Annotated in this window: 13 protein-coding genes, 1 tRNA gene and 1 pseudogene; 11 read left to right on the forward strand and 4 right to left on the reverse strand. The window is 57.5% G+C overall.

Annotated elements, in window-relative coordinates; genetic code table 11:
• Nucleotides 1–306 precede the first annotated feature (306 nt).
• The 3 genes and pseudogenes from ABIE49_RS03890 to ABIE49_RS03900 all read left to right on the forward strand — a co-directional run bounded on the left by ABIE49_RS03890 (nucleotide 307) and on the right by ABIE49_RS03900 (nucleotide 2,781).
• Entirely contained in the window at nucleotides 307–1,257 is a 951-nt protein-coding gene (locus ABIE49_RS03890) for an HAD family hydrolase (protein WP_354067394.1), read from the forward strand.
• A gap of 155 nt (nucleotides 1,258–1,412) precedes the next feature.
• A pseudogene (locus tag ABIE49_RS03895) lies at nucleotides 1,413–1,934 on the forward strand (transglycosylase SLT domain-containing protein); the annotation flags it as partial.
• Nucleotides 1,935–1,944: 10 nt separating this feature from the next.
• Complete coding sequence (locus ABIE49_RS03900; RefSeq protein WP_192734241.1) at nucleotides 1,945–2,781, forward strand: tetratricopeptide repeat protein; 837 nt, start codon at nucleotides 1,945–1,947, stop codon at nucleotides 2,779–2,781.
• On the opposite strand, the gene ABIE49_RS03905 is transcribed toward ABIE49_RS03900, so the two are convergent.
• Together ABIE49_RS03905 and ABIE49_RS03910 are read right to left on the reverse strand one after the other, a co-directional pair.
• The gene (locus ABIE49_RS03905; protein ID WP_192733649.1) at nucleotides 2,782–3,486 is read right to left on the reverse strand and encodes a hypothetical protein; all 705 of its coding nucleotides are present in this window, start codon (nucleotides 3,484–3,486) and stop codon (nucleotides 2,782–2,784) included.
• 282 nt (nucleotides 3,487–3,768) lie between these two features.
• Complete coding sequence (locus ABIE49_RS03910; RefSeq protein WP_192733650.1) at nucleotides 3,769–5,307, reverse strand: porin; 1,539 nt, start codon at nucleotides 5,305–5,307, stop codon at nucleotides 3,769–3,771.
• A 946-nt stretch (nucleotides 5,308–6,253) separates the two neighbouring features.
• On the opposite strand from ABIE49_RS03910, the gene ABIE49_RS03915 reads away from it, so the two are divergent.
• From ABIE49_RS03915 to ABIE49_RS03935, 5 genes are all read left to right on the forward strand, one after another.
• A tRNA-Ser gene (locus ABIE49_RS03915) sits at nucleotides 6,254–6,347 on the forward strand.
• Between the two features lie 90 nt (nucleotides 6,348–6,437).
• A complete protein-coding gene (locus tag ABIE49_RS03920; protein ID WP_192733651.1) occupies nucleotides 6,438–7,193 on the forward strand; it encodes a phosphatidylserine/phosphatidylglycerophosphate/cardiolipin synthase family protein in 756 nt (251 codons plus the stop codon).
• 7 nt (nucleotides 7,194–7,200) lie between these two features.
• Entirely contained in the window at nucleotides 7,201–8,232 is a 1,032-nt protein-coding gene (locus tag ABIE49_RS03925; RefSeq protein WP_192733652.1) for a DUF4062 domain-containing protein, read from the forward strand.
• 344 nt (nucleotides 8,233–8,576) lie between these two features.
• Nucleotides 8,577–8,732 (forward strand): hypothetical protein, encoded by a 156-nt coding sequence (locus ABIE49_RS03930; protein ID WP_192733653.1) that lies wholly within the window; start codon nucleotides 8,577–8,579, stop codon nucleotides 8,730–8,732.
• A gap of 224 nt (nucleotides 8,733–8,956) precedes the next feature.
• Nucleotides 8,957–9,121 (forward strand): hypothetical protein, encoded by a 165-nt coding sequence (locus ABIE49_RS03935; RefSeq protein WP_192733654.1) that lies wholly within the window; start codon nucleotides 8,957–8,959, stop codon nucleotides 9,119–9,121.
• Nucleotides 9,122–9,944: 823 nt separating this feature from the next.
• Here the strand turns inward: ABIE49_RS03935 and ABIE49_RS03940 are convergent.
• Nucleotides 9,945–10,067, reverse strand: a complete 123-nt coding sequence (locus tag ABIE49_RS03940; RefSeq protein WP_502915863.1) for a Flp family type IVb pilin — start codon at nucleotides 10,065–10,067, stop codon at nucleotides 9,945–9,947.
• A gap of 206 nt (nucleotides 10,068–10,273) precedes the next feature.
• On the opposite strand from ABIE49_RS03940, the gene ABIE49_RS03945 reads away from it, so the two are divergent.
• The 3 genes from ABIE49_RS03945 (at nucleotide 10,274) to ABIE49_RS03955 (ending at nucleotide 11,602) form a co-directional block, all read left to right on the forward strand.
• Nucleotides 10,274–10,399: a hypothetical protein gene (locus tag ABIE49_RS03945; protein WP_354066578.1), complete on the forward strand. Its 126-nt coding sequence runs from the start codon at nucleotides 10,274–10,276 to the stop codon at nucleotides 10,397–10,399.
• Nucleotides 10,400–10,875: 476 nt separating this feature from the next.
• Nucleotides 10,876–11,085 (forward strand): hypothetical protein, encoded by a 210-nt coding sequence (locus ABIE49_RS03950; RefSeq protein WP_192733655.1) that lies wholly within the window; start codon nucleotides 10,876–10,878, stop codon nucleotides 11,083–11,085.
• A 304-nt stretch (nucleotides 11,086–11,389) separates the two neighbouring features.
• Nucleotides 11,390–11,602 carry a hypothetical protein gene (locus tag ABIE49_RS03955; protein WP_192733656.1) on the forward strand — a complete coding sequence of 71 codons (213 nt, stop codon included), beginning with the start codon at nucleotides 11,390–11,392 and terminating at the stop codon, nucleotides 11,600–11,602.
• A gap of 182 nt (nucleotides 11,603–11,784) precedes the next feature.
• On the opposite strand, the gene ABIE49_RS03960 is transcribed toward ABIE49_RS03955, so the two are convergent.
• Nucleotides 11,785–11,964 (reverse strand): hypothetical protein, encoded by a 180-nt coding sequence (locus ABIE49_RS03960; RefSeq protein WP_192733657.1) that lies wholly within the window; start codon nucleotides 11,962–11,964, stop codon nucleotides 11,785–11,787.
• Between the last annotated feature and the right edge of the window lie 56 nt (nucleotides 11,965–12,020).

Here is a 12,020-nt window from a genome sequence, read left to right on the forward strand (position 1 = left end):
ATCTCGCCAGAGGTCATGGTCAACAATGTGAGGTAGATGAGCATGGGGTACGATATTGGACCAGGGTCCAATATTCCCTGATAGGCTCCTTCCATAACGTACCGTCGCAACGACGGCAGCGCTAGCTGTAGCAAGGCATCATGCTCAATCGTCAAATGGCAGATAGGACAAACAGCAGCTAGCGCCTTGATGGCGCCATCCTCGTTAATCGCCAAAGGGACCTTTATCATGAGCACAACTCGGTTTCCTCTTCTTGATCGTCGATTTCTGCTCACTTCGCTCGCCACCCTCCCTCTCCTTTTTGGTATGTCTCGTTTCGCATCGGCGCAGGCACCACCCGACCCGCTGCCGTCCTGGAACGATGGCGCGACAAAGACCTCGATTCTCAACTTCGTCGCGCGCGTCACGACGCAGGGCGGGCCTGACTTCGTGGCGGCCGACAAGCGCATCGCGACCCTCGACAATGACGGAACGCTCTGGGTCGAGCAGCCGATGTACGTGCAACTGGCGTTCATACTGGACCGCGTGAAGGCGATGGCGCCTATGCATCCGGAATGGAAGACCAAGCAGCCGTTCGCGGCGGTGCTGGACAACGATTTCAAGGCACTGGCGGCATCAGGCGAAAAAGGACTGGTTGAACTGATGGCGGTAACTCATGCCGGCATGACCACGGCAGAGTTCGAAAAGATCTCCTCGGACTGGCTCGCGACCACGCGCGATCATCGCTTCAAACGACCCTATACCGAACTGGTCTACCAGCCGATGCTGGAACTGCTCGCCTACCTGCGCGCCAGCGGTTTCAAAACCTTCATCGCGTCGGGCGGCGGAATTGAGTTCATGCGGCCGTGGACCGAGCGGATCTACGGCGTGCCGCCGGAGCAGGTGATCGGTTCGTCGATCAAGACCCGATTTGAAATGAAGGACGGTGCGCCAACCCTTTTCCGGCTGCCCGACATTAACTTCATCGACGACAAGGCCGGAAAACCGGTCGGCATCAACGAGCACATCGGCCGCCGTCCGATCGCCGCCTTCGGTAACTCCGATGGCGATCTCGAAATGCTGCAATGGGCGACGCTCGGCGCCAGTGGTTCGCGGTTCGGTCTGATCGTTCATCATACCGATGAGGTGCGGGAATATGCTTACGATCGCCATTCACACTTCGGCAAACTGGACGTGGCGCTCGATGCGGCGAAGGTGAACAATTGGACGGTAGTCAACATGAAGAAGGATTGGAAGCGGATATTCCCTTTCGATTAGCCAGCCTGGCGACATTTCCAGCTGGAGAAGCAGATATGAGACCGGCGTGACGCCGAGTTCGATCGTTTTCGCCGATCGCCCCGTTCGCGCCGCGGGACATCAGCCCACCGCCGATGTGATTGAAGGATCGGTGGCTCTGAACGTTACCCTCGGTCGACGCGCTGGCCGGGCTCGGCGAGCTGACCGCGCGCTACACCGATGCCCGGGGCATGCTGTTGCGGCAAGGCCGCCCTCAATCGCGGCCTGCCGTTCGACCACTACGCCTATCCCGTCAACGGCATCCCGCCGTTCAGGTCGATCGGGCCGGAGGTCGAGCCGAGCATCGTCTACGCCATCTGCCGGCAGGAACTTCAACCAGGCCGCGGTCTCGCCGGCGCAGGCCTACGGACTGATGCAGGTGACCCCGGATGCCGGGCGCTATGTTGCCAATCGGGCCGGCGTCAGCTTCGACCGTGCAGCGGATCATGAAGAATCTGCAGGTCTGCCGCGCGCGGTTCGGCGGCCGGACCAGGCTTCAGATCGAAGCCGATTTGCGGCGCGGCTCCAGCGTCGAGTGGCGCCGTCGCACGGGTTTTATGGGGTCAGGATCCCCGGCGGTTGGATTGAGGTGTCGTCGAAAGCCAGCACCTTGGATATCCCCGCTGGACGTTGTTGGCCGCCCGGCGGAAGTGGTTTAGAATCGACGTCGTGAATAACAGGCAGAACCATTCCCGCGATCAGGCGCTTCAGCAGGCCGCACAAGCGCTGCAGATGCAGCAGTTCGATCGCGCCCAGCAGCTGGTCTCCGGCATATTGAAATCGAACCGCACCGACAGGAGCGCGGTCCTCGTTCTGGCCCATGCCCTGATCGGTCAAAATCGTCACGTTGAGGCGATCATGCCGCTCGAAAGGACGATGCGCCGTAACAGCGACGCGGAAATCGAAACCCTGCTTGGGGCCGTGTTGTGCGGTGCACGCCGATCGTCGGATGGCATCGATCAATTGCGGCGCACCGCGGCGCGGCGTCCGCCATATTTGCCTGCGTTTCAGGAACTGGCAGGCCAGCTCTCCAAAGCCGGACAACTCAACGAAGCGATCAGGACCATCGAGGATGCCCTCGCATTGGCTCCTGAGAGCATCGATTTGAAACTCGATTTGGGGCGCCTGCTGCTTGAGGACAATGATCGCGCAAGGGCTCGCGAAACTCTGATGGTCGCTCGCGATGCAGCGCCGGGGCGCCCGGACATCCTGACAGAACTCGGGCGGGCATTGCTCCTTGACGGCGAATACGCGGCAGCTGCCGATGCCTTCCGCCACGCGCTCGGCCTGCGTCCCCAGGATGCGTTGGCGCGCGCCAACCTTGCCGCATGCCTGCTGGAGATGGGAGAGCGTGATGGTGGCGAGGCTGCCTTGCGTGCTGCAATACGCGGACGGCCTCAGATGCTCGGCCGCGCAGCCTACGCGCTTTCAGCTTCCTCGCATGGCCGCTTCTTTTTCCGGCCAAGTGCGGTGGCGAACTTTCTGGGTGAGAATCGGTCTGGCTAGCTACGTCCTGAAATTCCGCCTGTACAATCCGGGCTCTCGTCCTATCTTTCTTTGCAATGCGCTCACCCGCCGCGTCTCTTCTTCCGTAAAGGAAGAAATTTGCGCAATCCAGTTTTCTCGTTTGACTGGAATGCACTGCGCAATGGGCGTGCCTTTTGGGATGACACCCTCGAAGTCCCTGTCATGCCAATGCGCCGGAAAGTGTACCCAGGTATCGTGATAGCGATCGCAATCGACCAGTCCGCTCAGCGTGGTAAAAGGCAGATCGAAGCGATTGACGGGATGCGTGAAGAACACGCAATAGCCTTCCGGGGCTTCGATGGTCCACAAATTGTGGAACTTGACAACGAAGTGGTCGGCTTCAAAAAGTGGCGTACCGGTGACCTGCCCCTCATCGTGAAATCCGATCGGCGAGCGGGGAAGATCGAGTGCTCCACCCGGTGGGATCTCGTTGTCCCACGTGATCTGGCCGTTCGCGACCCTTAAGTCGCAGATCAACGGAAGCAAAAAGCCGTGGGTCATGGCATCGATGAACGGCGGGCACCGCTTTACCGTTTCATCTTCACGCATGTTGACGGAGCTGTAGGCCTTGGCCGGCATTGCTTTAAGCCAGTCGGGAACGCCTTGGGCGGCCGGCACTGGCGCGGGCAGATAACCCTCAAGCTCTCGAGGACAGCTAAATTTGAGATGCAGTGTGTCTAACATTTTAATAGCCCGGTTGTGAGCGCTTCGATGCCCCACAGATCACTATTAACCGGAAACGGCTTCTGACCATCCCCTAAATGTCATGCCAGCCCAAACCTGGCTGGTGTCAGCATTGCGTCAGGAACTAGAAACCAGGTGTCCGCTCCGAAACCGGTCTTTCGGCCTTTGTGGCGCTTTACCCCGGCTGCAAAGAACGCGATCAGTGAAACACTGTCCAATAAAGCAAAGCCCCCGGCAGTTTCCCGCCGGGGGCTCAGCTAGAGGTCGATCAGACGAACTGGATTACCAGTTACGCTGAGCGCGGAGCAGCATCACGATGCTGTCCTGATCGCGCAGTTCGTACACGGCGGCCGGCTTCCCCGGAGCCGCGAGGACCGCCGGGTTAACAACCGTACCAGAGTACTTCTGGTCGAGCCGCGTGTAGGCAACGTCAGCCGAGAACGTCAGGCCCTTCACCGGGGTCCAGCGAGTGATGAGACCCACCTGAGCTACGTTGAAGTCCGGGTTGCAGGTACCAACCAAGGCAAGCAGTGCCGCTGCGTTGGCGCAAACAGTGGTCCGACCCAGGTTGCCGTATTTGACTTGAGCGTAGGCACCGTAGAGACCGCTGCTCCAGTAGGGATCCCAGTTGTGGTTGTAACCACCGCGGAAGCCCCAGGTCCTGATGTTCTCGAGCGAGCTGCCGTTGGCAGCCGTGGTGCCCGTGTAGACAGCATCCGGAGCGTTAGCGAAGCCTACGCTCTGGTAAGCGCCGGCCAGGCCGGTGTCACCGAACTTCGCGTAGCCGACCGGAGTCAGGTTCTGGAGGTTGTAGCGGGTCGCACCGTCCGTGTAGACAGCCTGCAGGTTGATAGTGTCACCCGCACCAGTCGGGATGTTCTTGATCTGCAAGGCACCTTGGACAGCCCAGCCCCAGTTGTTGCTCGGGTGGCCGGTCGATTCGTTCGAGCCGTAGTAGCCAACCGTGTTGTTGTGCGCCACGGCCGACAGCTGGAACAAGCCCCAGGCCTGGTCAACCTTCAAGACACCGATCAGGTCCGGAGAGCGCGTGCCAGCGGTGTTGTTAACACCATAGGCGCCGCCCAGCATGCCTGCCGCGGTAGCACCGGTCAGGTTCAGGATGCCGGCCTGTCCGTACTGAACCACGTCCTGAGCCGAAACGGTACCCGACACGCCGTTGCCGAACTGAGCGGTGTAGGTGAATTGATTCACACCAGTGACCATGCCGCTGCCGCCGACCAAGCCGTCGAAGTTGTTGGCGGGATAGTTGACCCAGGGAGCGTCGAACTGGGAGATCGTCTTACCCATCGTGAACCCAGCGAACTGGATGAACGCGTGGTAGACGCCGAGCGAACCCTGCGAGGTAAGGCCGTCGGCCTGCGCACCAGTAAGCAAGCTCGAATACGTCGTGGTGCCAGGGGTCGTGCCGGCTCCGGCGAAGTTGCCGGTGGTCCAGCTGAAGACCGCATCGAAGTAGGTGCGGACGACGCCGTATTCGGTCGCGGTGCGCGTATCGATGTTGATGTCCTGACGGGAACGAGCGGTGTAATAGTTGAGATACCGGTTTCGTCCGCCGGCTCCGCCGGTGCTATGTTGGCCGAAATCGCTGTTGGTGTTGAGCGCCAAGTCAACGCGCAGATAACCACCCAGCTTAATGCAGGTGTCCGTGCCGGGGATGTAGTAGAAACCAGCACCGTACAGGGAGCAGATCCTCACGTACTCGACCGCTTTGGCCTTGACGGGAAGATCGGCAGCCTGAGCTCCACCCATGGCGAGAAGACCCGCCGCTGAGCCGAGAATAAGGCTCTTAACCATCTTCATGATAACCTCCAAGTTGCTCTGTAGGGAAGGTTCCGGATCCGCCGGGTGCAAACACCCTAAGGTTGGTTCCCTTAATCCCATGAAACCCGCTTAGTCGCTTCGCGCCTTCGGACCACTCCCGCTTAACGCGAGGGACTTAAGCGAACCACCTAACGGGACGACCTCGGGATGCCCCCCTCCGTCGCGTGATCACAATTACCGAGGACTTCTGCACACGCAACAAAGGAACCGCTTCCAGACGCATGACTCAGCGCCTTTTCCAAAGGGTGTTGCACAAATAACACGCGGACGTGATCGGGATTTCTTCATAACTAATTGTTTCAAATGGATATTTTTTGAAAGTTCCATTTGCCTCCCAAATCGTCGCCCACGACCGGCCGACGGGCGGTTTTCCCTCTTCGGAGGTGTTGCGGCGTCGAATCGAGCGCCCAAAATCACCGAATCCCGTCAGACCGTCACACTCGTGGTGAAATGGGGATCGGCGAAACGACCGCCGTAATGCCCGTTCACCGCCATATCGCAGGCATATAAAGGCTCACGGCTTGAACGGGCTCTGGGGAACCGCCCCAGGATTGCAAGAGTCGCTATTACTGGCGGCCGAAACGCGCCTTTGCCTTTGTGGGCAACCCGTCTCCATCCGAATCCGCAGTGGGTGGCGCCGAATCGACAGCGTGTCGCCTGAACGAGCGAATCCCGCACCTTGAAGACGTCAAAGCCAGCACACGCGGGAAATGATCCCAAAGCCGGCTTTATTATATGGAGGCCGCCTGACCACCTGCCCGCACGGGGGCTTCCGAAGCCGCAAGGAAGGCTCTCAAACCGGCGCCGCAAGATGCGAATTGGCGTACCAGCCGTGCCGGGACGCGGCAGCGTCGCTAAATGGCCCCGGCGTAACCTGAATCTGCCGCTTGCGGCCCGCCCCCGCGTCGGGCATATCCGCCCCTACGGAGCTGTGGCCGAGTGGCTGAAGGCGGCGGTTTGCTAAACCGTTATAGGGTTGTAAAGCCCTATCGAGGGTTCGAATCCCTCCGGCTCCGCCAATAATGCTTATAAGTAATTGTTTTTACTAACCAATATCTCCTAGTAATGGGTTAGCCCACAATCCGACCCACAAATTGAATGGACGGGTAATGAACTCGTTTCTCACCGCCATCGAGCAAAAGAACCGTGCATCTCAATGGTATTCCGAGCTCGGCGCACTTTTGGCTACGGCGCCAGACCTATCGTTGTCCCCCCTCCCCGCCGTAGCGCTTACTTGGGTCGGCAGGGTCAACGCTCTCCTTTTGGAAATGGGACAGGCACTACTCGCCGCCGACTTTAAGACGGGGTTCGACTTCAGAACAGGGACCCAACTTCATAGTCCGGAGCACATGGCCGAGAAAATGCGCACGGCAATGTATCTTGCCTTGGGCATAGCAGAGAGATCCGCACCAGCCTCCTCAAGAGGTGCCTATATTCCCGTAGGCTCCGCGCATGATGCCCTGATCGCTATTTCAGCGATCCTCGGAAAGGCGGCGACGGACGTATTCATTATCGATCCCTACATGTCGCAAGTAGTGCTCAATGACTTTGCATTGTCGCTTGGTGAGGGCGTCAACCTCCGCTTGATGTCAGGTAACAAGAAGACCGCGGATGATCTTGAGCCGGCGTTACGCGCGTGGCGACAGCAGCGAACTACGAGACCCGTTGAAGTGCGCATTGCAAAACAGGCCGCTTTGCATGACCGCGTTATTATTCTTGATGGCAGCGCGTGGTCGCTATCGCAGTCATTCAATGCTCTGGCAAAACGTTCTCCCGCGACTCTGCAACCCTTCGAGCCGGACCTCGGCCAACTAAAGGCCTCCTACTACGAAGATTTGTGGAAGAGCGCGACACCGCTGATGTAGGTCGAAGATGGATAAAGTGTATCAGGTTTTTGTTAGCTCAACTTTTTCGGACCTAGCCGAAGAACGCCGCCAGGTATCAAATACTTTGGCAAAGGCCGGTTACGTTGTCGCCGGGATGGAATTGTTTCCCGCAACTGATGAGCAGCAACTAGATTTTATTAAACGGATTATTGACCGGAGCGACTATTACGTCGTGATTGTTGCTGGGCGTTACGGATCACTGGCAGATGATGAAATCAGCTTTACTGAAAGTGAATTCGAGTACGCGCGCTCCAAAGGAATATCTGTTCTGGCCTTCATTCACGGACAGCCAAATCAAATTGCAGTCGGAAAAACAGATACCGACCCCGAACAAGTTCGACGGCTAGACGCATTTCGAGCGAAACTGCGCGATAAGCGAATTGTAAAATTTTGGACCGATACTGGTGAGTTGTGCACTCAGGTCGTGATCGCTATCACCCAAGCTACAAATCTAAAGCCGGGGATTGGATGGGTCCGCGGTGATCAAGCAATCGATCCAAAGGTATTACAAGAGGCTCAGCGACTGCGCATCGAGAACAATGATCTTCGTCAGCGGCTTGAGGCCCTAGACGGCGAAGAAATCTATTTCAACCCAAATTTACTAGGTCCAGACGATAACATGGAATTTGCGCTCACGGGCCATGTTAGAGAAAGTGAGCAGATTATAACGGGGACGGCCAACGCAAAGATCGGGGAAATCTTTGTTGCCATCTACGATAGGCTTTTGGTCGAGCCATCTGAACAGTCGCTTCGATCAGATATCGGCGCGTATTTGAGTGATCGACTTCCCGAGAATCTAACAGATGTTTCCCATTACACAGTTTTAATGGACGACGTTATCAAACTTAGAAACCAATTGGAGGCGCACAACCTATTGGAGGCTTTCGGAACTATCGGCGGTACCTTTGTGAAGTCGTCCTACATTTCTTGGCGACCGACTGACAAAGGTCGTCGATACGCCGCCAAAAAGAGAGCCGCATTGAGAAATGCATTGGGCGGCCCGGTTCAAAGCGCATAGTTTCTAGGGACAAACCGCCGGCGTGAACCGTCGGGCCAGGTTCCCGACTCGCTTTTTCTGCCTCCGAAACTTATTTGTGCAGCATGCGTACCAGTGCTTTCGGAACCCTGCATTCCGATCCGCGCCACAAGGTCCCGACCTCCAAGAATTGACGGCATCTTCATCTCCGACTTCGAGCGCGGCGAGATCGGGCCAGAGCTTTTCCGGCATGCCTGCCTGATGGGCCTGGAGGGCTTGGTATCCAAGCTAGACGATCGACCTTACCGCCCCGGCCGCTCGCCCAATTGGGTGAAGGTCAAGAACCCCGCCTCTCCCGCCATGCTGCGGGCTAAGGATGCCTTCTCATGACTGTCTGGATATACGTCGACACGAGCAAGCAGGTCGGAGATATCAACCATTTGCAGGTATTCGCGAGCGAGGCCGCAGCCGAGGCGTGGTTTCGAGATCACGATCCTGAGGGCGTGGCGTTCGAATACCCCGTCAGAGACGAGCTGGCCTGATGGACGAGCAACGCACCCAAGGCCGGTTATTGCTTCGGGGCGCTGTTTGCATTTCTCGAAGCGGAATTCTCATTCAGCGCACGGATAGGCCCCGTAGTTCTCCGGAGGAGAACAGAGTCGCACCAATAACAGCTTGTGCGCACAACGGAGAGCGTCGTTCGCGAAAAGTTCAATCCGGGAAGATTTTGGGTTAGGAGTCTTCATGGCTAGCTGGAGTGCCCGCCGTGAAGGACTATCAAAAACAATTAGAAAAGCTCAGGACCGACGCGGCTGAATGTCGGCTGATTTGCGACCTCGCTACGGACCCGGCAAAGCGGGAATTGTTTGATCGGCTGTCCCTGCATCTTACGACCCTTGCCGATCAGGTTGAGTTGGCGATGAAGCAGTAAAGTCCGCAAGGGGGTAGCCCGCCTGCGCACCATCGGCACACAGGCGGCATGCCATGTCATAAAATGTTGGCACGCCGCATGCAGATAATTGTCTGCTGGGGATTGCAGGTCCCAGATTGTAACAGGGCGCCGCCGGGACAATGCATTTCGAGCCCGGCGGCGTATCTTTTCGGGCACCCGCCTGCGCAGCATCGGCACATAGGCGACCTGTCGAATCAACGGGCGAAACGGCCCCGGCGCGGGGGACGCAAAGGCCGCCAACCCAGTGGGGGTTTTCTCCCGGTTGGAGTTTGAGGGTACCGGGAGCGGCGAGTCGATTGTGGGGCGCTTAGGTTCTAAAGAAACGGCCCCAGTGCGCGGTGGGCGAACACTGGGGCCGACATTTCCTCGAATGAAGCGCGGGGGGACGTCATCCATTCGGTCGTGCACAACTAAGCGATCCGGTCAGGAATTGTTCCGCTCCCTTAGCGGTCGGCTGATTTTGACATTCCTAGGGGAGATAAAGTCTCGGTGAACGAAACCGATTGCCTTCCCCCACGCAGTCGTCCGGAAACGAAGCCGGCACAGTCTCCTCGTCACTGACAACAGGGGATTTTCAAAATGATTGCTCTCACAGTCACCGCCATTTTAGCCGTCTGTGCCGGAACATTGATCGCGCTGGCATCAAGCGATTTCGGCCCCGAATTAGTCCTCGCCGTTGTCAGCCTCGTATAAGGCGTTTGCACGGGTAAAGAAAAACCCGCCGGGGTGATGCCGGCGGGCTCGTTGTGCACCCCGGTGGTCTGGACCGTGGCGTTAGTTGGGTTTGCTCGTCCCGCCTTGTCTATTTCAGCGAGGTGCTGATCGAGTCAAAATTGGTGCTGAGCTTGCCGCCGACACCCTGCACCGCAGTGATGATCGCGACCGCGATACCGGCGGCAATCAAGCCATAAGCGAAAAGTAACAACAGCTGCGCAGCGCGAGGCCGAAAAGGCCTTCAAAAAGGTCGAGACAAAAACGGTCAAGGGCGAGCATGAGAAGGCAAAGAAGTCCTTCGATGAAAATCGGGAGCGGCTAAAGTCCGAGCGGATAGCACGCGAAGCGGGACTGAAGGCGAAGCCCAGATCCTGATCTTTGTTTAAGAAATTCATCCCGTTTTAGAGGGAGGCGCGCATGAAGGCGATTGGCGTCGCGGCAATATTGGTTTCCTTCCTCGCGATGGTTTACCTCGTTTTCGATTATTACCAGCGCCAGAACCAGATCGACCAGATGCTGGGAACAACAGCGGATAGGCGGTGACGCGCCAAGCCCTCACGGGCGGCTTTCGCGCGCCTTGTTGGGCTAGGACAAGGACACAACCATCACAATGAGCGCCAGCCCGGCCAAGGCCAGCGAGGCATATCCAGCGATGTCGATCCAATCTCGGTCATGGGGCATGCTCGGAATGCTGATCCCCCAAGCCCCCAAAATCTTTGACGTAGATCAATCAAGCCGAGCCATTGCCACTTTTTCCCGAAATTTGCTCCTTCATCTCGGGAGCCGCAAAAGAGCGGCCCCAGCAGCGGCGGGAAGCTGCGCTAGGGCCGCTCATTCCGGCCGTAAACGCTGAAAAAAGCGCCAACGGCGATCAAAATTAACGCAACTGATTAAGATCCTTGCTGGCTCCTTGGGAATACCTCCACCAGCCCGCAGTGTGAGCCGCCTTTTTGGAACCCTCTGCCACGTCAGAAGTTCGAACGTCATTCAAAGTGGGTTATTAATCGTGGAGTAAAATTGTGAGTGACGGGCAAGGCTTTCACAGACTGGTCGCGGGCGTTCGCTTCAAGATCAGTGAACTTGGAGCTACTCGATTGGTATCGCTGGCCGGCAAGACGGGGATCGTTGTCGAGGTTTCCCATCGCAATACGGGTGTCACAGTGCTGTTCGATGGGACCAAAAGACCAACCTGCCTGCACAGGGATTTCATCACCGAGATTTCGCAGTAACGCAGCTTATCGCTTGCTCGGAAATCTGAGGGGGAAGGCGTTGCAAGGTTTTCATTGGCTGACATTGTGAACCTCGGAGAATCTCATAACCCGTTTGGGTGAGCGCAACCGCAGGCGTCCCGGTACAAATACCAAGTTTTCCCGAATCTACTTCCCGGCAATAAACTTCGCTGTTAGCCTTTACGGTGGCGCTCATCAAAACGCCGCCGGGAGCGCTTTGGAATGACCCCGTCCGCGCTAGCCCCCCGGACGGGGTTTTCACATCATCTGAAGGCGCTGGAGTTTTGGTTGGAATCGCTGCCCTATGCCGTTTTCCGTCTCTGCCTACATTGACGATCATCTCGTTTCGGTGAGTACCGAAACCGCGAAAGAAGCATTTGCCAAAGCGATCGAATGGCATGTCGTGAGCAAACTCGCGGACGTTTCGATTAGTGACGGCATCGGGAGCTATTCGATTGACGAGTTTTCATCAATTCTCGCGAACCATAGCGACGGCCTAGAGCCCGAGTCGCGGTAAACGGGCGGCTTTCGTGCCCATATGGGTACTACCAAGTTTTCCCGAAAATGCCTTCCTCCCAACGGAACCCGCCGTTAAGTTTATGGTCGGCGCTGAAGGGCGTCGGGTTTGATAGATTTGCCTCCTTCAAACCCTAAACCCCGTCCGAGGAAGCGACTGCCTCGGACGGGGTTTTTACGCCGCTATTTCCGCACAAGCCGCGCGACGCGCCGATGGTCGTCGGACCAAACCTCGATTACCGGATGCTGCTCTAGGTACTGCCGCGCTTCCCGCTCCGCCGACTCCTTATCGGGCGCGGCGAGATCGTAGCGGGCAAGTGCGGTGCCGTTGAGATCGACGGCATAGGCGGTGAACTTCGTCATAAGCTGGCTTAGCCAACGAAAAGCCCGGCGAGATGCCGGGCGGAACGCAAGTATTA

The organism is Bradyrhizobium sp. OAE829 (assembly GCF_040546575.1).
Lineage (GTDB): Bacteria > Pseudomonadota > Alphaproteobacteria > Rhizobiales > Xanthobacteraceae > Bradyrhizobium.

Excerpts from the sequence above, each read along its gene's own strand:
- ABIE49_RS03945 (WP_354066578.1), top strand. The coding sequence starts at position 10,274 with ATGAAGGCGATTGGCGTCGCGGCAATATTGGTTTCCTTCCTCGCGATG.
- ABIE49_RS03905 (WP_192733649.1), bottom strand. The coding sequence starts at position 3,486 with ATGTTAGACACACTGCATCTCAAATTTAGCTGTCCTCGAGAGCTTGAG.
- ABIE49_RS03960 (WP_192733657.1), bottom strand. The coding sequence starts at position 11,964 with ATGACGAAGTTCACCGCCTATGCCGTCGATCTCAACGGCACCGCACTT.
- ABIE49_RS03910 (WP_192733650.1), bottom strand. The coding sequence starts at position 5,307 with ATGAAGATGGTTAAGAGCCTTATTCTCGGCTCAGCGGCGGGTCTTCTC.
- ABIE49_RS03920 (WP_192733651.1), top strand. The coding sequence starts at position 6,438 with ATGAACTCGTTTCTCACCGCCATCGAGCAAAAGAACCGTGCATCTCAA.
- ABIE49_RS03930 (WP_192733653.1), top strand. The coding sequence starts at position 8,577 with ATGACTGTCTGGATATACGTCGACACGAGCAAGCAGGTCGGAGATATC.
- ABIE49_RS03955 (WP_192733656.1), top strand. The coding sequence starts at position 11,390 with ATGCCGTTTTCCGTCTCTGCCTACATTGACGATCATCTCGTTTCGGTG.
- ABIE49_RS03890 (WP_354067394.1), top strand. The coding sequence starts at position 307 with ATGTCTCGTTTCGCATCGGCGCAGGCACCACCCGACCCGCTGCCGTCC.
- ABIE49_RS03925 (WP_192733652.1), top strand. The coding sequence starts at position 7,201 with ATGGATAAAGTGTATCAGGTTTTTGTTAGCTCAACTTTTTCGGACCTA.